A 19097-nucleotide genomic window follows, 5' to 3' on the forward strand; every position below is an offset into this window, starting at 1 on the left:
AAATTTCAATGTTTTCCTCTTCTTTCTCAATAAAAGTGTCAAATATATCATTATAATTGATGAATGTTACTATTTCTTCCATAAATTGTATATGTTTTGTGTGTAAAATTAATTAATATTGATCGAAAATTTTTCTGTCCAATGCGAATTTTGATAGCCGAAAGCAATGAATTGATAGGTAGCGTAGTACAATCGATACTTGATAGAAACGGACATAGCACTTATCTGGCCCACGATGGAATAGAAGCCTTCAGAATGCTTAATTTGAGCCATTTCGATTTGGTAATCACTGAGGTCTTGCTTCCCTATTATACAGGACTGGAAGTGCTTCATTTTATAAACAATCAGGATCATAAACCCAAAACCATTGTTCTTTCATCTGTTCAAAACATGGATACTGTCCCAAGGAAGTCATGCCGATCAATCAAATTGACAACCGGAAGTTTGATGTACCTGAAGCGAATTCAATCATCAGACAATTACAAGCTGGTTATGAAAAAGAAATAGTAAAACAATGTGGCAAATTAACTAATTAAATGAATTGTTTTATTCATGAAAATAAAAAAGAACATGCATGTGCTTGACGACGCACAATTTTCTTTCTACAATAGAAAGTGCATCAATGTCTGTACCATTGTTTGACTAAAGATAAAAAAGGATTGAGTAAATATGGAGCTGGAGAGAGAATCGGGGTGGCAATTACATCCTATCGGTGGAGAAACAGGTCAAGCTTATATGGGTACAAGAAATGAAGAACGATTATTTTTAAAGCGCAATTCTTCTCCATTTTTAGCGGCCTTATCCCTGGAAGGCATTTCACCTAAACTCGTGTGGACAAAACGAACGGGTAACGGTGACGTTTTAACAGCGCAAGAATGGTGTAGCGGAAGAACCCTTCACAAAGAAGAAATGCACATGTCTAGCGTATTTGATATTATTCGCAAGGTCCATCATTCACAAAGCTTAAAACGTATGTTGATGAGACTTGGCGGTAAAACTGTAAGTCCATCTGATTTCTATAACGATTCGGTTTTTGACTTAGCTTCCGATCTTAGAACTCATCCATTAATAAAAAAAGCCATTGTTTATTTGAAAGAAAATATACCTGATGAAACAAGTAATGATAATCAGGTTGTTTGTCACGGAGATATTTCACATAAAAATTTATTATTGTCTACTGATAACCACTTATACTTGGTTGATTGGGATTCGGTTATTATATCGGATCCTTGCTATGATATGGGACAGTTGATGGGACGCTATATTCATCCTGACCATTGGGATGATTGGCTGAACGCTGTTCGACTCTCAAATAATGAATTTTCAAAAGATAAAATATATTGGTATGCTCATTTAAATATTTTAAATGATTTGAAAAACAATCATAAAAAACAGGATTATATCCGAATGAACAATGAGTTAATTAAGCTGGATGCCACATTAAGACTTATTAAAACTTAAAAAAGGATCAGGTTTTCAATCTGATCTCTTTTTTATTGAACAGATGAAGGAGAATGAGAATGAGATTACGTCATAAACCCCATGCAAGAGATATGTTAGAAGAATATTCTCAATATGTCGTTAATAATCCCGGAGAAGTCAAAGGGGATTGGCAGAAACGATTCGGTAATGAAAATCCTATTCATATTGAAGTTGGATGTGGAAAGGGTCAGTTTATTATGGACATGGCCAAAAAGTATCCTGCGATTAATTTTGTGGGTGTTGAATTACTATCGAGTGTTATCATAACGGTTCTAGAAAAACAAATAGAAGAAGATTTACCAAACGTACAGTTGTTGCAGGTGAATGCCAGTGATTTAACTCACTACTTTGAAAAAGATGAAGTAGATCGTATTTATTTAACTTTTTCAGATCCTTGGCCAAAAAATCGTCATGAAAAAAGACGGTTGACCTATAAAACGTTTTTAGCTGTCTATGAAACTATTTTAAATACAGAAGGTGAGTTGCATTTTAAGACGGATAATCAGAAATTATTTGAATACTCTTTAGTGAGTTTTTCTAATTACCCTGCTAAACTATCTGAAGTGTACCTCGATTTGCATAAAAGTGATGTAAAAGATAATGTAATGACCGAGTATGAAGAAAAATTCTCTAGTAAAGGAAATAGAATATATAAAGCTGTTGTTCAATTTCCTAAAAAATAATCTATATAATGAAAAGCCAAATTGTTTTTAAGAACAATTTGGCTTTTTCATTATATAGATGGGTGATTATACGCGATATATATCGATGATCGTACCTGTATATGCGTCAGCAATAAATTCATACTGAACCAGCTTATAGTCCTCATAACGAGAAATACCGCCATAGTAGACATCCGTTTTATGAGCAAACTTCTTCCAAGGTACTTTTGTCAACTCTATCCAAGATCCATCTAGAGTGCCTTCTTTGAGAAATTCTTTTTTCACATCTTTTAATATATCATCTGCTTTTAAAGCTTTTTTCTCACTGTATTGCTTAAAAGATAGCACGCCCAGAAAAAAAGATAACACAAGAACGATTGAAAGAAGTGACCATTCTTTAGAAGAATAACGAGACATTTTTATTTTTTTGAACTGAAACACTGTGACTCCTCCTTTACATTGATAGGTTGGTTCTATTTTATCACACACGAAGATGAAGTGTAACAGAAAATGAAAGATGAAAGGTTAAAATCGGAGAGTGTTTTGTGTATAATAATAAAGAATAGGTTAATACATATAGCGAAAGGAACATAAAGTATGAACATGAATAACAAAAATTCAAAAACTAAAGAGCTAATTAAAAAGACGACAGAATTGCAAGCAACAAGCGGATTTGAACATGCAGTGAGAACATTTATGCATAAGGAGATGAAACCGTACGTTGATGAGATCGACTATGATGGATTAGGTGGGATATTTGGTGTTAAACAGTCTTCACAAAATGATGCACCAAAATTGATGATTGCTGCCCACATGGATGAAGTGGGCTTTATGGTGTCAGCCATTACCAAAAAAGGGCTGATTAAAGTCTTGCCATTAGGCGGGTGGAATCCTTATGTTGTGTCAGCTCAAAGGTTTACACTACAAACGAAAAAGGGAGATTATCCAGTTGTCTCGTCTTCCATTCCACCTCATTTACTCAAAAATGAAGAAGCAACCAAACCATCGATCGAGGATATACTATTTGATGGTGGGTTTGAATCCAAAGATGAAGCTGAAGAATACGGCGTCAGACCAGGAGATGCCATTGTTCCTAAAGTGGAGACAGTCGAGCTGGCTAATGGTAAAGCATTTTTAGGGAAAGCATGGGATAACCGTTTTGGTGTGACCTTAGTGCTTGAATTACTTGAGAAATTAAAGGATGATTCTTTGCCTAACACACTTATTGTCGGCGCTAACGTCCAAGAAGAAGTGGGGTTGCGTGGAACAAAAGGCGCGGTAAGGAAATTTAATCCTGATGCATTCATTGCTGTGGATTGTTCGCCAGCTGATGATTTAAACGGAGATGAAGAAGCTTTCGGACGTTTAGGTGAAGGGTTCTTATTAAGATTTCAAGACCCTGGAATGATATTGTCTAAAGAAATGAAAGATTTTTTACTGGATACAGCCGAAACACACGATATCCCCTATCAGTATTTTGTTTCAAAAGGTGGAACAGATGCGGTTGCCGCTCATCAGCTTAATGAAGGGATACCTAGTGCAGTCATTGGTGTCCCGGCAAGATATATTCATACGCACCAGTCATTGTTTAGAATTGATGATTACGAAGCAGCGAGGGAAATGGCCTATCAAGTCGTGAAGTCTTTCGATCGTTCAATTTTAGAAACATTAAAGCTGAACAAATAACAAAAAATAATAACATAAACACTAAAAGGAGAACGCGATATGTTTGTAAGTACGTATAATAATAATGGATTAAATGATACACTGATGATTTTATTCGAGAAAAGTGAAAGTGATGTTCAAGAATTCAGCAAGTCTGAAGATCTAGTGGAAATTAAAAATAAGGAAACAGATAGAGTTGTAGGTTATAATTTATTTAACGCTTCAACCCATTTAAAAGATTTAACCAATGGCCCTGTTACTTTATCGGAAGAAAATATAAATAGTCTGAATGAACTGATAAAGGAAGCGGATTTCAAAAAAACACTAGAAACAACGGGCAGATCAAATTTCGTCGTAGGTTATGTAAAAAAATGTGAACCTGTAGAGGGATCAGACCATTTAAGTGTCACACAAATAGAAATAGATGATGAAAAAGAAGTTCAAATCGTTTGTGGGGCAAGTAATATTGCCGAAGGACAAAAAGTTGTTGTTGCCAAAGTAGGAACAGTAATGCCGAGCGGTTTGATTATTTGGCCGGGTGAATTAAAAGGAGTAACGAGCGAAGGGATGGTCTGCTCCGCAAGAGAACTAGGCTTGCCTCAAGAAGCTGATGGAATTATGGTTCTGGATGATGGCCCAGAGCCGGGAATAGAATTTAAATTTTAATCTGATCTTTTAACCGAGACGAAGGAGGGAAACGATGACTTCTAAGTATACAGATTTTTTTGAAACGACACGTAAAAATGAAGAAAGTCATAAAAACAAAAAACAGAAGCAAGTTTCTTTTGACGACTCCTACTCACTTCCAAAACATGTGAAAAGTAGAGAAGATGTAGAAAAAGGATTTAAAAGCTATTTGAATCATAAAGAGGAAGACAGACGTAGAGGATATATTTCTCCTCCTTTTGAAGTGAGCAAAGTACCTTCTCCTATTTATGGCTATCACAAACCTAAAAAAGAAACGAAAAGTACGTTTAATTACGAGCAATTAAAGGCAGATATGAGAAAAGAAAAGAAAGATTTCATACTATACGAGCAATATGTAACAAAGGAACTGGAAATTTTATGGCAAGAAAGCACGTCTCTAAGTATAGAAGAGGTCGGCGGTTCAAAGAAAAAGGTTTTGCCCCAAATTAAATCCATGAAATTGACCAAAAAATCGTTCGGTTTAAATCGGACACTTGCTGCGATAATGGAAGAAGAAAAGAGTGGGAAAAACAGCGAAAGACGAAATGTTCCTGGCTTGTTTAATTATAAAGACAATTCAAAAGACTGACACTAACTGAAAATAAACGGATCTATCAGTGTATCTTAACATTAATAATGTATTACTAGCTTTTTTTCTCTATTTGCCATATAGTATGTAACGATGTAAAATTAGCATGTTAGACATAACTGGAGGACTTTTTTATTATGAATCAAGATACACTGTACCATTTCGTAGGAATCAAAGGGTCAGGTATGAGTGCTTTGGCATTGATACTTCAAGACAAGGGATTTAAAGTACAAGGTTCCGATGTGAAGAAGTACTTTTTCACTCAGAAAAATCTGGAAGAAGCAAACATCCCAATGTTTGTTTTTGATAAAGACAATATTAAAGAAGGTATGACTATCATTGCCGGAAACGCTTTTCCTGATTCACATGAGGAAATCGTTCGCGCCAATGAGTTAGGTCTTACCGTTAAAAGGTACCACGATTTTTTAGGAGAACTTAGTAATCAGCACACCAGCATTGCTGTCACCGGCTCTCACGGAAAAACGAGCACCACAGGCCTGCTTGCTCATGTCTTAAGCGGCATTAAGGATACAAGTTATTTAATTGGTGATGGGACGGGTAGTGGCGTTAAGGATGCTAAATACTTTGTCCTGGAGGCTTGTGAGTATAGAAGACATTTTTTAGCCTATGCAACGGACTATGCTATCATTACAAATATTGATTTTGATCATCCAGATTATTATAAAAGCATTGAAGATGTTCAAGATGCCTTTCTGGAATTTTCACAACAAATAAAAAAAGCGATTTTTGCTTGTGGCGATGATATGAGATTGCAACGATTACATGCATCTGTACCTATCGTTTACTATGGTTTTGATGAATACAATGATTTTCAAGCAAAAAATATCGAACGTTCTACCCATGGTTCTGGTTTTGATGTGTATGTTCGAGGAGACTTTTACGGACGCTTTACTATCCCCTCATTTGGCAAACACAATATTCAGAATGCTTTATCTGTCATCGCTCTCGCCCATTATGAAGGGTTAGACCAGGAAAAAGTCAAAGACCGATTACTGTCCTTTGAGGGTGTTAAAAGACGGTTCACTGAAAAAAACGTGATGGATACGGTAATTATTGATGATTATGCTCATCATCCGACTGAAATTAGAGCAACACTTGATGCAGCTCATCAAAAATATCCTGATAAAGAAATTGTTGCAGTATTCCAGCCGCATACATTCAGCCGAACGATTGCTTTGCTGGATGAATTCGGAGAAGCTTTGGATCTAGCAGATGCAGTATATTTATGTGATATATTTACATCAGCCAGAGAACAAGATGGTAAAGTAACGATTAAAGACTTACTCGATAAAACAGAAAAGGGAAAACAAATATTGACTGAAGAAGATATGTCGCCGCTGTTGAAACATAAAAACCAGGTTGTCATATTTATGGGAGCGGGAGACGTAGAAAAATTCGAACATGCTTTTGAACGCATTTTAAGCCAGTCTCAAGCTATTAATTAAACCTTTAGAGAGAAGGTACTTATGAGCAGTCTACTTCAACTACAACATGCTGTATTGGTTGAAGTAGTGGGAGCTCTCAAGTATGTTCTCTTTTTCTATCACCGAAAGTTTGATATTATAGTCATAGGATGGATAACTAGGAGTGAAGTATATTGACTGAAAATAAAAAACTGCTTTTAATTGATGGCCATAGTGTGGCTTTTCGAGCATTCTATGGATTACATAGTCAAATAGAGAGCATGAAAAATAAAAACGGCTTACACACAAATGCCTTATATGGCTTTCATAATATGCTGGAAGTAATTATGGACAAGGAAAAACCAACACACGCTTTAGTCGCCTTTGATGCTGGGAAAACCACGTTCAGACACGAATACTTTGAAGAGTACAAAGGCGGCCGTTCCAAAATGCCTTCTGAATTTGCTGAACAAATTCCGTATTTGAGTGATTTATTGGAGGGCTTTGGTCTTAAAAGTTACGAGTTAGACAATTACGAAGCCGATGATATTATCGGAACGTTGGCAAAAGAGGCTGAAGAAAAAGGGTTTGATGTCGTTATATTAACAGGCGATAGAGACTTAACTCAATTAGCTTCCGATCACGTACGCATAGATATCACCAAAAAAGGTGTGAAAGATCTAAAAGAACATACGAAAGATTCCATAATGGAAGAAATGGGCATCACGCCTGACAAGATAGTAGATATGAAAGGTCTTGCAGGCGATGCCTCAGACAACATTCCCGGAGTTACAAAGATAGGCGAAAAGACAGCTTTGAAATTACTTCATGAATATGGCTCAGTTGAAAATTTATATGAGAATATTGAAGATATGAAGAAATCAAAACGTAAAGAGAATCTGATCAATGAAAAAGAGACGGCTTTCTTGAGTAAAAAACTGGCAACGATCGATAGAGACGCACCAGTAAAAGTTACACTGGACGAATTGGATTATGACGGTCAAAATATAGAAGCTCTTATTTCCTTTTATAAAGAAATGGACTTCAATTCACATTTGAAAAAATTAGATACAGCAGAATATATGGAAGAACTAGCTGAAGATGTTGAAGAAGTGAACTATACATTTGTAGATGAGATCACCTCATCGATGTTTACGGATGAGATGGCTCTTTACACCGAAATGTTGGATGAGAATTATCACCATTCTGAGATTGTTTGTATAGCTTGGGGGAATGATGAATCGATTTATGTAACCAATACTGAAACAGCTCTTCAATCGACCATATTTAAAGATTGGATAGAAGATGAAAGTAAAAGTAAAAGAGTGTATGATGCTAAACAGACATTTGTTGCTCTTAACAATAAAGGTTTGAAAGCAGAAGGTATCACTTTCGATATTATGCTGGCTTCTTATCTGTTAACAGCCGAGGATAGCAGCAGTGGTGATGTGTTTGATGTCGCTTCTAAACATAATTATCCAGGTGTTTCACCGGATGAAATGGTCTACGGCAAGGGTAAGAAAATCAAAGTGCCAGAGGATCAAACCTTGATGAATGCTCATTTAGCCCGAAAAATCTTAGCCATTCACGATTTGTCAGAAACGCTGGATGAAGAGTTGAAAGAGAATGACCAAGAAGATTTGTTGAAAGAAATGGAGCTGCCGCTTGCCATGGTTCTGGCTGAAATGGAAATCCAGGGGATCACTGTGGATGCTAAGCGATTAGAAACGATGCGGGAAGAATTTCAAAAGATTTTAGATAACGTTGAACAAAGAATATATGAAGAAGCTGGAGAAGAATTCAATATTAAATCGCCTAAACAGCTGAGTGTTATATTGTTTGAAAAAATGGGCTATCCAGTTATTAAAAAAACGAAAACAGGCTACTCGACCGCTCAGGACGTTTTAGAAAAATTAAGAGATCAGGCGCCGATCGTCAAATTCATTTTGGAATACCGCCAAATTTCCAAGATCCAGTCTACGTATATCGAAGGACTGCTTAAAGTGATCGATCCTGAAACGAGTAGGATACACACGCGTTATTTACAGACAGTTGCGCGTACGGGTAGGTTGAGTTCTGTCGATCCTAACCTTCAAAACATTCCTATCAGATTAGAAGAAGGCAGAAAGATCAGACAAGCTTTTGTACCTAGAGAAAAGGGATGGAAAATATACGCATCCGACTATTCCCAGATTGAACTGCGTATACTCGCGCATATTTCTAAAGATGAAGAGTTAATCAGAGCATTTAATGAGGATGAAGATATTCATATGACAACGGCCATGAGAGTTTTTGGAATTGATGATCCATCCGAAATAACGGCTAATATGCGTAGAGATGCCAAAGCAGTCAATTTTGGAATTGTTTATGGTATCAGTGATTACGGTTTGTCTCAGAATTTGAATATTACAAGAAAAGAAGCAAAAGTATATATAGACACATATTTCGAGCGTTTTCCTGGTGTTAAAAACTTTATTGATGATATTATTCGTGAAGCTAAAGAAAAAGGGTATGTTGAGACCTTGTTTCATCGAAGACGTTACCTTCCAGATATTAATTCAAGAAATTTCAATCTTAGGTCATTTGCTGAACGGACAGCTATGAATACACCTATTCAGGGAAGTGCAGCAGATATTCTGAAAATGGCTATGATTGAAATGAACAAAAGAATTAAAGAAGAAAAATTAAAAGCGACGATGCTACTGCAGGTTCATGATGAACTTATTTTTGAAGTGCCAGAAGATGAGATAGAAAAGATTGAACAACTTGTAGATGAAGTAATGGAAACCACAGTGCAGCTTGCTGTTCCGCTAAAAGTAGACAGTAGCTATGGAGACAGCTGGTATGACGCTAAATAATCAGTATGAAGGAGCGAGAGATATTCTCGCTTCTTTTATTGAGTATAATTTTTTAAAGAAAGAGATGAAACCTGTGCCTGAATTACCAGAAGTGGAAAATGTGAAAAATGGACTAAAGAAATTGATTTTAGGGAAGATAATTGTTGATACACATGTACTGTGGTCAAATATTATAAAAGAACCCTCTGTTTTTGAATTTCAAAAACAGATAAGGGGTCAGGAAATCGTAGATATCAAACGTCAAGGTAAGTTTTTATTATTTATCCTAACTGACTATGTTTTAATTAGTCATTTGAGAATGGAAGGAAAGTATCGTATCGAAAAAGCAACGGTGCCTTTAACCAAACACACACATGTGGTGTTCGAGTTGGATTCCGATGAACAGCTCAGATATCTCGATGTAAGGAAATTTGGTAAAATGAGTTTAGTAGACAAAGATAAATTGCATTTACATCCTTCAATCAAGAACTTAGGACCTGAACCGACCGTAGAAGCTTTAAAAACAGAGCATCTAATAAAAGCATTAAAAAAGACTGAAAGACCTATAAAAGCATGCTTACTGGATCAAAAAGTAGTGGCAGGCATAGGTAATATTTATGCTGATGAAATACTTTATGATGCGTATATACATCCCGAAAGAAAGGGAAACTCCTTAAGCGACGATGAAATAGAAACATTAAAGACTTCAATTATCGGTATCATGAGTAAAGCTGTGAAAAAGGGTGGAACGACGATTCGAACCTACTCAAATGCTTTTGGAGTCGAAGGAAGCTATCAAGCATATTTAAATGTTTATGGAAAAAAAGGCAAAGCATGTCAACGGTGTCAACACACGATCGAAAAAATAAAAGTAGCACAACGAGGAACGCATTATTGCCCTTATTGTCAGAAAATTGGAAGGTGACCATCTTGTCCCATGTGTTAGGTTTGACCGGTGGTATTGCAAGTGGAAAATCAACCGTTGGTCAATATTTGAAGAAATCAGGTTATCCAGTAATTGATGCAGACATCATCGCGCGAGAAATCATGGAACCTGGAGAATCAACTTATTCTAAAGTTGTTGATTATTTTGGTGGAGAAATAGTAAATAAAGACCGCTCAATAAACAGGAAGCTGTTAGGAGAAATTGTATTCAGTGATAATGACAAACTGCGTCATTTAAACGCATTGGTACAAAAAGATATATTCAATGAAATGATGGAGAGGAAAAAAGAAATGTGTGAACGCGGGTATCCGTTAATCGTTATGGACATTCCGCTATTATATGAAATAGGTTATGATGATTACGTTGATGAAGTAATGGTCGTCTACACTGATTATGCCACTCAACTAAGCCGATTAAGAAACAGAGATCAGCTGACTGAAGAAGAAGCTGTAAAACGCATTGAAGTACAAGAATCACTGGAAATCAAAAAAAATAAAGCAGATGTGGTCATAGATAATAACGGAACAATATCTCAAACTATCCAGCAAATAGATGAATGGTTGACAAAAAATGGGTATTCGTCACCCATGTAGTCATATGGTATAATAACCATATGAAATCTTTAGTAAAGGGATGAAATGCATGCAGTGTCCAAGATGTCAGCACTATGGAAGTCGAGTTATAGATAGTCGACCGGCAGATGATGGCAGAGCCATTAGACGGCGACGTGAATGTGAAAAATGTTCCTTTAGATTTACTACATTTGAGAGAATTGAACAAGGTGCTATTTTAGTTGTCAAAAAAAATGGAAACCGTGAAGAATTCAGCAGAGAAAAATTGCTGAGAGGCATACGTAGAGCGTGTGAAAAACGTCCAGTAGCTGCGGAAGATCAGGAAAACATTGTTAATAAAGTAGAATATAAAATACGTGATTTAGGCCTCAGCGAAGTCCCTTCTAAACAAATTGGAGAATTTGTCATGGATGAACTCGTAGATATAGACGATGTCGCCTATATTCGTTTTGCAAGTGTTTATCGACAATTTAAGGATATCGAAGTCTTTATGCAGGAAATGAAAGAACTTGAAAAGAAGAGAAAAGATAAATAGTATTTGAAAGGATAAATAATATAATGAGTTACCCATGGAAAAATCTTCGACCAAAAGACACATTGATACTTAATAAATCAACTGTCCTTTCTGATTTAAACGTGTCTACCGTTCTTTCGTTATATCAACCGCTGATGGGAATCAATGCAGCGAGTCTTTACTTGCTGATCAAAGAATATTTAAATGTCCTGGATGAGAAAGAATTGACTCTTTCTGATATTCTTACTCAACTAGATATAGGCATAAGAGAATATTATGAAGCAAGGACAAGGCTAGAGGCCTATGGATTATTAAAAGTTTTCAATCATAAAGAAAATGAAGGTATCTATTTATTTATTTTAGAGGCGCCCTTAGCCCCGATCCATTTTTTCAACGATACTATGCTGAGAATGTTACTGACAGAAAAGCTAGGTGAACGTCTTGTTTCAGAGCGGAGAGAAAAGTTTATTAAACCTGTTCAATCCAATGATAATTATAGAGAGATCACAAAATCCTTCCAGGATGTTATCAATTTTAATATGGAAAACTATACCGAATCATTTAATGTGATAGACACACCGAATGAATTAACCAAAACATCTCTTGTAGACGAAATATCGAAAGACAGCGACTTTGACTGGTCCTTTTTCACCTCAGGATTAAACAAACATTTTATTAGTTCTCAAGCTATCACTCCGGAGATAAAAAAATTAATCGAAACTTTCCATTCGATTTATGCTATCAATGAATTAGATATGCAAAAATTCGTACTTGAAGCGGCAGACATTACCTCTGGTAAAGTAAACGAAAAAACATTGACACGGATTATTCATGATCACTATTTAGGCAAAACGAAGCAGGTCAGATCTGAAACACCAGCGAGTCAGGATGACAATACGAGGAGCTCACAGTTAAGAGCAAAAGGAATCTCAAGAGAAGAGATCGAAATTATTCTGCATGCTGAAAAAACGCAGCCATTTGCCTATTTGAAATCAATAAAACAGCAAAAGGGCGGCTATGTGTCGTCCAATGAAACCTGGCTGTTAAAAGAACTTGTCGAACAAGCGCCTTTATCCACTGCCGTGATTAATATTTTAATGAATTATATATTAGTCGTTAAGAATGCCCCTACTTTAGAAAAAAACTTAGCAAATAAAATCGCTAATGACTGGGCTCAAAGCAAAGTGAATTCGCCTGAAGAGGCAATCATAAAGGTTAAAGAACTCTATGATTCGGTTCGAGAAAAAAACAAACAAACACAAAGTCAAACGCGATCAAAATCCAAATACAAGCAGTCTTCCGGCAGAAAAGAAACGTTGCCATCCTGGGCTAGTGAGTCAGAACAGACAGATGAGAAGATCAGCAAAGAAGAGGAAGAAGCGTTTAGAGAAAAATTAAGAAAAATCCGAAAGCAGAAAAGCGGTGACGACTAATGAAAAGTCTGAAAAATCAACTTGGAAAAATGATGGATGCTAATAAAATGAATCAAACATATCAAGATATTATGAAAAACCAGGTATTTAAAGATCCGGATGTAAAAAAATTTATTGCAGATAATAGAGAGTCCCTAGATAAAACAGCCATTGAGAGAAGTTCTTCTAAACTTTATGAGTTCGTATCAGAAAAAAAGAAAGCAGAAAAAATGAACGAAGGATTGGCTCCGGGATATGTGCCGAAACTTATATTAAATAACCACCGTATAGATGTAACCTATGTACCGACTCTCGAATTGGTCAACAAGCGAGCGGAAGAAAAAATAAAAAATCGGATCCAATCAGTCTTTCTGCCGAAGGATTTAAAAAATGCATCATTTGAATCTTTCGAAGTGACTAAAAAACGTCAAGTCGCTTTAGAGAAGGCGATGACGTTTATTGAATCCTATATTGATAATCCTAAAGATTTTCACAAAGGATTATATTTACACGGTGCTTTTGGTGTCGGGAAAACATATTTACTTGGGGCAATCGCCCATGAGTTGTCAGAGCAAGGATATTCATCGACAATCGTTCATTTCCCTACGTTTGCTGTTGAAATGAAAAATTCGATTGGGAAAAACACAACGGAAGATAAATTAGACAGCTTCAAACGGGCTAAACTGCTCATGATTGACGATATCGGAGCCGATTCCATGTCCTCTTGGATACGTGACGATGTGCTGGGTATTATTTTACAGTACCGTATGCAGGAAGAGCTGCCAACCTTTTTTACTTCAAATTTCAATATGAATCAATTGGAAAACGAACATCTGACAACGTCTCAACGTGGTGAAAACGAACCACTTAAAGCTAAGCGTATAATGGAGAGAATTCGTTTTTTAGCAGAAGAAGTTGAAATATCTGGAGAAAACAGAAGACATAAATAAATTGTATTGTAAAAAGAATTTAGCTGTGATATTATCAAAACTATAAAACAATGAGAAAGACATCTGTGATAAATAATCTTTTCAGAGAGAGAATGACTGCTGCGACATTCTTAAGACGAACTATCACTGACCCCTTTCGAGTACTATTTTGAAACTGAGTAAAAATGGTCGTATCCTCTGCGTTAAAGAGTAATGAAGGTAGAAGACACTAAATCATGTGTTTCTACAAATTTGGGTGGAACCACGTAGAATTTGACGTCCCATTGAATGAGATTATCTTGTTCAATGGGACTTTTTGTTTACCTAAATAAGGAGGAGAAAAAAATGGTCGAAAAAATCAAAGTAACATTACCTGACGGAACAATTAAAGAAGTGGAGCAGGGAACAACGCCTAAAGATATTGCAGGAAGCATAGCGAAATCATTAGAAAAAAAAGGATTAGCTGCAAAATGGAATGGAGAACTCATTGACTTTAACCGCTCTTTAAACAATGATGGGGTATTGGAAATTGTCACACCGGATCATGATGACGCCTTATCCGTGTTACGTCATTCGACAGCGCATTTAATGGCACAAGCCATTAAACGACTCTATCCTGATGTCAAATTCGGCGTAGGACCAACTATCGAAAATGGTTTTTATTATGATACAGATACAAAAGAGCCGATTACAGAAGAAGATTTAGACAAAATCGAACAAGAAATGATGAATATTGTCAAAGAAAACTTACCCATTGAAAGACAAGAAGTAAGTCGTGAAGAAGCATTAGATATCTTTAAGGATGATCCATATAAAATTGAACTGATCAATGAATTACCTGAAGATGAAATTATTTCTATTTACAAACAGGGTGATTTTGTCGATTTATGTCGAGGCGTGCACGTTCCCTCTACAGGACGTATTCAAGTCTTTAAAATGCTTTCTCTAGCGGGAGCTTACTGGAGAGGCAATTCAGACAATAAAATGATGCAGCGCGTGTATGGCACTGCCTTTTTTGACAAGAAGGCATTAAAAGACTACCTTAAAATGCGCGAAGAAGCTAAAGAACGCGACCACCGTAAATTGGGCAAGGAATTAGATTTGTTCATGTTGTCTCCTGAAGTAGGATCTGGTTTACCATTCTGGTTACCAAAAGGAGCAACGATCCGTCGTATTATTGAACGTTATATCACAGATAAAGAAATCAGCTTAGGCTACGAACATGTCTACACACCGATTATGGCTAATGTTGAATTTTATAAAAAATCCGGACACTGGGATCATTACCATGAAGATATGTTTCCACCAATGGATATGGGTGAAGGCGAAATGCTGGTGTTACGTCCAATGAACTGCCCTCATCATATGATGATCTTCAAAAATGATGTGCGCAGTTACCGTGATTTACCAATCCGTATTGCTGAATTAGGTCAAATGCACCGCTATGAAAAAAGTGGCGCCTTATCTGGCCTGCAACGTGTACGCGAAATGACATTAAATGATGCACATGTTTTTGTTCGTCCTGATCAAATCAAAGTGGAGTTCAGACGTGTCGTGGACTTGATGCTGGCTGTGTATGAAGATTTTGACATTAAAGATTACCGTTTCCGTCTAAGTTATCGTGATCCTAAGAATACTGAGAAATATTTCGATGATGATGCAATGTGGGAAAAAGCAGAGTCCATGCTAAAAGAGACACTGGATGAAATGGGACTTGAATACTTTGAGGCGATTGGTGAGGCTGCTTTTTATGGTCCTAAACTCGATGTTCAAGTGAAAACAGCATTAGGGATTGAAGAAACCTTATCAACGGTCCAACTTGATTTCTTGCTCCCCGAGCGCTTCGATCTAACTTATGTCGGTGAAGATGGTCAAGACAATCACCGACCAGTTGTTATCCACCGAGGAATTGTATCTACGATGGAACGATTTGTTGCGTATTTGATCGAGCGATATAAAGGAGCGTTCCCAACTTGGTTAGCGCCTGTTCAAGCTAAAATCATTCCAGTTAATTTAGATATTCATGGGGACTATGCAAAAGAGTTGCAGGAAAAAATGGCTTCAAAAGGATTACGTGTAGAAGTAGATATGCGTAACGAAAAAATGGGGTATAAAATTCGAGAAGCTCAAACCTTGAAAATTCCTTACCAACTTGTTATCGGCGATAACGAAATGGAAGCAGGAACAGTGTCTGTGCGTAAATACGGTGAGAAGAAAACTGATACAATTGATTTGAATGAATTCATGAATACACTTTTAGAAGAAGGAAAAAAATAACTGAAAACAAATATTTACTTGACACTGATTCTAATTGTTGGTATTATTAATAAGTTGGAAAAACAAAGCAGAAGCTCCCGCTTCTCGCCTAAGCAGATTAAAATCTCTGGGCAGATATGAACGTATATATAATTAAACGCAATGAATTGTGTTTTTATGCGGAGACAAGGCGGGATTTCTATAACTTATAGGAATGTCGTCTTTTTCTGTGTTTTTCTCGCAAATACTTTGGAGGTGACCACCATAGCAAAAGACATGATTGTCAACGACCGTATTCGTGCTAATGAGGTACGATTGATAGGTAAAGACGGTGAACAGATAGGCGTAATCCAAACAAAAGAAGCAATGAAGCTGGCAGAAGAAGCTAGTATGGATTTAGTGCTCGTTTCTCCCAATGCTAAACCACCAGTGGCTCGTATCATGGATTACGGTAAATTTCGCTATGAACAGCAGAAAAAAGAACGTGAAGCAAGAAAAAATCAAAAAGTTGTTAATATAAAAGAGATTCGATTGAGTCCAACTATTGATGACCATGATTTTGACACGAAATTGCGTAACGCTCGTAAATTCCTAGAAAAAGGCGATAAAGTTAAAGTTTCTATTCGTTTCCGAGGTCGAGCTATAACTCATAAGGACCTTGGACGTGTAGTGTTGGAACGTATGGCGGAAGAAGCATCTGATATTTCAACAGTTGAGTCCAAGGCTAAGATGGATGGCCGTAGCATGTTCTTAATGCTCGCACCGAAAAGTGAAAAGTAATAAGCTTTAGACTTATATTGAATTTAAGTCTGCTTAAAATTTTAGATAAGAGTATTGGAGGAAAATTAAAATGCCTAAGCAAAAAACGCATAGTGGATCAGCAAAAAGATTCAAAAGAACTGGTTCTGGAAAATTAAAAAGGGGTCATGCTAAAACTAGCCATATGTTTGCGAATAAATCACAAAAACAAAAACGTAATTTACGCAAATCTACTCTGGTTTCTGCTAGTGACTACAAACGTATCAAACAGCAATTAGCTTATATGAAATAATAATTTAGATTCATAGGATTGTATTGAAGGAGGAAGAACAACAATGGCACGAGTAAAAGGTGGAACAGTAACCCGCAGACGCCGTAAACGCGTTTTAAAGTTAGCTAAAGGGTATTATGGTGCGAAACATCGCTTGTTTAAAGTTGCAAAACAACAAGTAATGAAATCATATATGTATGCTTTCAGAGACCGCAAGCAAAACAAACGTAATTTCCGTAAATTATGGATTGCACGTATCAATGCAGCATCACGTATTAATGGCTTAAGCTATTCTAAATTTATGCATGGATTAAAACTTGCTGATATCGATATAAACCGTAAAATGTTAGCTGATTTAGCAATCAATGATTCAGTAGCATTTACGTCATTAACAGATCAAGCTAAAGACGCATTAAATAAGTAAACGTGAACCATAAGCCATATAATTATGAGTAATATTTACTCATAATTATATGGCTTTTTTTTTTTTAGAATATAGAGTCAAAATCATTTAATGTATTCTTTCCGCTTCATGGTATAATAAAATGGATCACGTTGTTATAGAACGTAAGATAACTATACATTCTCCAATGTAAAGTAACTAAATGTAATACATCGATTATTATCAGTATTAATTATGTAATATCGAATGGAGTATATGGGTATTATTATAGTTTGCGAGGGAAAGATGAATGGATAAAGTCAAAAAAAGAATTGCTATAATTGGTAGTGGAATCACCGGATTAACTACTGCCTATCATTTGAAAAAACAGGTAGATGAAGAGAACCTTCCTGTGGAAGTGATTGTGTTGGAATCATCCATTCGTTCAGGTGGAAAATTATTTACCATGAAATTTGGCGAACAATTTATTGATTTAGGAGCAGAGTCTATCGATACACGGTTACCTGAAGCAATGAATTTGATAAAAGAATTAAAATTAGAGGATAATATTGAATTAAGTCAAAATGGGAAACAAGATGTATTTGCATTTAATAAGTTATATCATTTTGAATATCCCACCTATAAAGGAATTCCTGTAAAACGAACAGATATTTGGAACTATGAGCTAATTTCCTTTCAGGGAAAACTGGCATTCTTAAGAAATACTTATTTTTCTCAAAAAGAAACGACACAAGAATTAACGACAAAAGGATACTTTGCTCAACGTATTGGAGAAGAAATGGCTGAATATGTAGCCGAGCCATACTTTTCGAAAATCTATTCAAGTGATATCGATGAAATAGGTATCCGTGGTTTTAATGAACCCATTATAGAATTAGAGAAAGAGTATGGATCGTGGACGAAAGCTTTGGAGAACCATCCGGAAATATGGGATGGTGACGGAATGTATGCGACATTTAAAGACGGCCTTGAAACGCTGACGAATGAATTAGCTATTAGAGTGAATGAGAGCATTAGATTTTCAAAAAAAGTGACTGAAATTAAAAAGAGCATCAACGGTACTTATATTTTAAACATAAATAAGAAAGAGCAGTTAAGAGTTGATTCCATCGTAGTAGCGACAGATTCTGGATCATATCAAGAGCTGTTTTCTGATATCGAATTAAGTGATTACTTTAAAGAAATTAAAATGGGCTCAGTTGGGTTCATGTTATTTAGTTTTCCGAAGGACTCCATCCAGAACCCTCCTAAAGGTAATGGTTTGTTGTCTGTTAGACGCAACAATTCATATATCCAAAGTGTCATTTGGTTAAATAAAAAGTGGAATCATTTTAAAGACAAAGATGAAGAGCTGTTAGGCGTCTATTTCGGCCGTAATGGGGACGGCGTCATGATGTCCTTAAGCAATAGACAAATAGAGGAAGAGATACTAGAGGATGTATCAAGGATGTTAAATATTGGTAGCAAGCCTAATTATAAAATTATCAAGCGCTGGCCAAATGCTATCCCTCAATTTACGCTAATGCATGAAGAAAAACGAATAAATTTGATGGAATTTTTAAACGAAAATTATCCGGGTCTTTATTTGGCGGGAAATGGTGTCAATGGGTTTGGCATTAATAACTGTATTGCCCAAGCAAATAAAATAAGTAAAGAAGCAATAACATATATTAAAAATACAATTTAGTT

General features: G+C 36.1%; 19 protein-coding genes, 1 pseudogene and 1 other annotated feature. Of the genes and pseudogenes, 19 read left to right on the forward strand and 1 reads right to left on the reverse strand.

Annotation, left to right across the window (positions count from 1 at the left end; genetic code table 11):
* Positions 1–195 precede the first annotated feature (195 nt).
* From R6U02_RS03505 to trmB, 4 genes and pseudogenes are all read left to right on the forward strand, one after another.
* Positions 196–342, forward strand: a pseudogene (locus R6U02_RS03505) (response regulator transcription factor); the annotation flags it as partial.
* 71 nt (positions 343–413) lie between these two features.
* Positions 414–536 (forward strand): hypothetical protein, encoded by a 123-nt coding sequence (locus R6U02_RS03510; protein ID WP_410262332.1) that lies wholly within the window; start codon positions 414–416, stop codon positions 534–536.
* 133 nt (positions 537–669) lie between these two features.
* Entirely contained in the window at positions 670–1461 is a 792-nt protein-coding gene (locus R6U02_RS03515; protein ID WP_410262253.1) for a phosphotransferase family protein, read from the forward strand.
* A gap of 59 nt (positions 1462–1520) precedes the next feature.
* Positions 1521–2165: a tRNA (guanosine(46)-N7)-methyltransferase TrmB gene (gene trmB / locus R6U02_RS03520; RefSeq protein ID WP_410262254.1), complete on the forward strand. Its 645-nt coding sequence runs from the start codon at positions 1521–1523 to the stop codon at positions 2163–2165.
* A 66-nt stretch (positions 2166–2231) separates the two neighbouring features.
* On the opposite strand, the gene R6U02_RS03525 is transcribed toward trmB, so the two are convergent.
* Entirely contained in the window at positions 2232–2585 is a 354-nt protein-coding gene (locus tag R6U02_RS03525) for a hypothetical protein (RefSeq protein ID WP_410262255.1), read from the reverse strand.
* A gap of 162 nt (positions 2586–2747) precedes the next feature.
* Between R6U02_RS03525 and pepA the strand changes: the two genes are divergently transcribed.
* From pepA to hemG, 15 genes are all read left to right on the forward strand, one after another.
* Positions 2748–3830, forward strand: a complete 1083-nt coding sequence (pepA, locus tag R6U02_RS03530; protein WP_410262256.1) for a glutamyl aminopeptidase — start codon at positions 2748–2750, stop codon at positions 3828–3830.
* 39 nt (positions 3831–3869) lie between these two features.
* The gene (gene ytpR, locus R6U02_RS03535; RefSeq protein ID WP_410262257.1) at positions 3870–4475 is read left to right on the forward strand and encodes a YtpR family tRNA-binding protein; all 606 of its coding nucleotides are present in this window, start codon (positions 3870–3872) and stop codon (positions 4473–4475) included.
* A gap of 34 nt (positions 4476–4509) precedes the next feature.
* Complete coding sequence (locus R6U02_RS03540; protein WP_410262258.1) at positions 4510–5085, forward strand: hypothetical protein; 576 nt, start codon at positions 4510–4512, stop codon at positions 5083–5085.
* Positions 5086–5222: 137 nt separating this feature from the next.
* Positions 5223–6551: a UDP-N-acetylmuramate--L-alanine ligase gene (gene murC / locus R6U02_RS03545; RefSeq protein WP_410262259.1), complete on the forward strand. Its 1329-nt coding sequence runs from the start codon at positions 5223–5225 to the stop codon at positions 6549–6551.
* Positions 6552–6703: 152 nt separating this feature from the next.
* Positions 6704–9367 carry a DNA polymerase I gene (gene polA, locus R6U02_RS03550; protein WP_410262260.1) on the forward strand — a complete coding sequence of 888 codons (2664 nt, stop codon included), beginning with the start codon at positions 6704–6706 and terminating at the stop codon, positions 9365–9367.
* Between the two features lie 73 nt (positions 9368–9440).
* Positions 9441–10271: a DNA-formamidopyrimidine glycosylase gene (gene mutM, locus R6U02_RS03555; RefSeq protein WP_410262326.1), complete on the forward strand. Its 831-nt coding sequence runs from the start codon at positions 9441–9443 to the stop codon at positions 10269–10271.
* Positions 10250–10885, forward strand: coding sequence for a dephospho-CoA kinase (gene coaE, locus R6U02_RS03560; protein ID WP_410262261.1), 636 nt, complete (start codon positions 10250–10252; stop codon positions 10883–10885). Before mutM ends, coaE begins: the two co-directional genes overlap by 22 nt.
* 49 nt (positions 10886–10934) lie before the next feature.
* Complete coding sequence (gene nrdR / locus R6U02_RS03565; RefSeq protein WP_410262262.1) at positions 10935–11399, forward strand: transcriptional regulator NrdR; 465 nt, start codon at positions 10935–10937, stop codon at positions 11397–11399.
* A gap of 23 nt (positions 11400–11422) precedes the next feature.
* On the forward strand, positions 11423–12811 hold the full coding sequence (locus R6U02_RS03570) for a replication initiation and membrane attachment family protein (protein ID WP_410262263.1): 1389 nt from the start codon (positions 11423–11425) through the stop codon (positions 12809–12811).
* Positions 12811–13740 carry a primosomal protein DnaI gene (gene dnaI / locus R6U02_RS03575; RefSeq protein WP_410262264.1) on the forward strand — a complete coding sequence of 310 codons (930 nt, stop codon included), beginning with the start codon at positions 12811–12813 and terminating at the stop codon, positions 13738–13740. The genes R6U02_RS03570 and dnaI overlap by 1 nt, the downstream gene beginning before the upstream one ends.
* Positions 13741–13781: 41 nt before the next feature.
* Positions 13782–14006: a binding site (T-box leader), on the forward strand.
* Between the two features lie 58 nt (positions 14007–14064).
* Positions 14065–15996, forward strand: coding sequence for a threonine--tRNA ligase (thrS, locus tag R6U02_RS03580; protein ID WP_410262265.1), 1932 nt, complete (start codon positions 14065–14067; stop codon positions 15994–15996).
* Between the two features lie 255 nt (positions 15997–16251).
* Positions 16252–16755, forward strand: coding sequence for a translation initiation factor IF-3 (gene infC / locus R6U02_RS03585; RefSeq protein WP_410262327.1), 504 nt, complete (start codon positions 16252–16254; stop codon positions 16753–16755).
* Positions 16756–16825: 70 nt separating this feature from the next.
* Positions 16826–17026, forward strand: a complete 201-nt coding sequence (gene rpmI, locus R6U02_RS03590) for a 50S ribosomal protein L35 (protein WP_410262266.1) — start codon at positions 16826–16828, stop codon at positions 17024–17026.
* A 43-nt stretch (positions 17027–17069) separates the two neighbouring features.
* The gene (gene rplT / locus R6U02_RS03595) at positions 17070–17429 is read left to right on the forward strand and encodes a 50S ribosomal protein L20 (RefSeq protein WP_410262267.1); all 360 of its coding nucleotides are present in this window, start codon (positions 17070–17072) and stop codon (positions 17427–17429) included.
* 268 nt (positions 17430–17697) lie between these two features.
* Positions 17698–19095, forward strand: a complete 1398-nt coding sequence (gene hemG / locus R6U02_RS03600; RefSeq protein WP_410262268.1) for a protoporphyrinogen oxidase — start codon at positions 17698–17700, stop codon at positions 19093–19095.
* Positions 19096–19097: the final 2 nt, after the last annotated feature.

This window comes from Alkalibacterium sp. (genome assembly GCF_046484155.1).
Classification (GTDB): Bacteria; Bacillota; Bacilli; order Lactobacillales; family Carnobacteriaceae_A; genus Alkalibacterium.

Coding starts and splice junctions, on each gene's coding strand:
- R6U02_RS03510 (WP_410262332.1), top strand. CDS start 414: ATGCCGATCAATCAAATTGACAACCGGAAGTTTGATGTACCTGAAGCG.
- R6U02_RS03515 (WP_410262253.1), top strand. CDS start 670: ATGGAGCTGGAGAGAGAATCGGGGTGGCAATTACATCCTATCGGTGGA.
- trmB (WP_410262254.1), top strand. CDS start 1,521: ATGAGATTACGTCATAAACCCCATGCAAGAGATATGTTAGAAGAATAT.
- pepA (WP_410262256.1), top strand. CDS start 2,748: ATGAATAACAAAAATTCAAAAACTAAAGAGCTAATTAAAAAGACGACA.
- ytpR (WP_410262257.1), top strand. CDS start 3,870: ATGTTTGTAAGTACGTATAATAATAATGGATTAAATGATACACTGATG.
- R6U02_RS03540 (WP_410262258.1), top strand. CDS start 4,510: ATGACTTCTAAGTATACAGATTTTTTTGAAACGACACGTAAAAATGAA.
- murC (WP_410262259.1), top strand. CDS start 5,223: ATGAATCAAGATACACTGTACCATTTCGTAGGAATCAAAGGGTCAGGT.
- nrdR (WP_410262262.1), top strand. CDS start 10,935: ATGCAGTGTCCAAGATGTCAGCACTATGGAAGTCGAGTTATAGATAGT.
- R6U02_RS03570 (WP_410262263.1), top strand. CDS start 11,423: ATGAGTTACCCATGGAAAAATCTTCGACCAAAAGACACATTGATACTT.
- dnaI (WP_410262264.1), top strand. CDS start 12,811: ATGAAAAGTCTGAAAAATCAACTTGGAAAAATGATGGATGCTAATAAA.
- thrS (WP_410262265.1), top strand. CDS start 14,065: ATGGTCGAAAAAATCAAAGTAACATTACCTGACGGAACAATTAAAGAA.
- infC (WP_410262327.1), top strand. CDS start 16,252: ATGATTGTCAACGACCGTATTCGTGCTAATGAGGTACGATTGATAGGT.
- rpmI (WP_410262266.1), top strand. CDS start 16,826: ATGCCTAAGCAAAAAACGCATAGTGGATCAGCAAAAAGATTCAAAAGA.
- rplT (WP_410262267.1), top strand. CDS start 17,070: ATGGCACGAGTAAAAGGTGGAACAGTAACCCGCAGACGCCGTAAACGC.
- hemG (WP_410262268.1), top strand. CDS start 17,698: ATGGATAAAGTCAAAAAAAGAATTGCTATAATTGGTAGTGGAATCACC.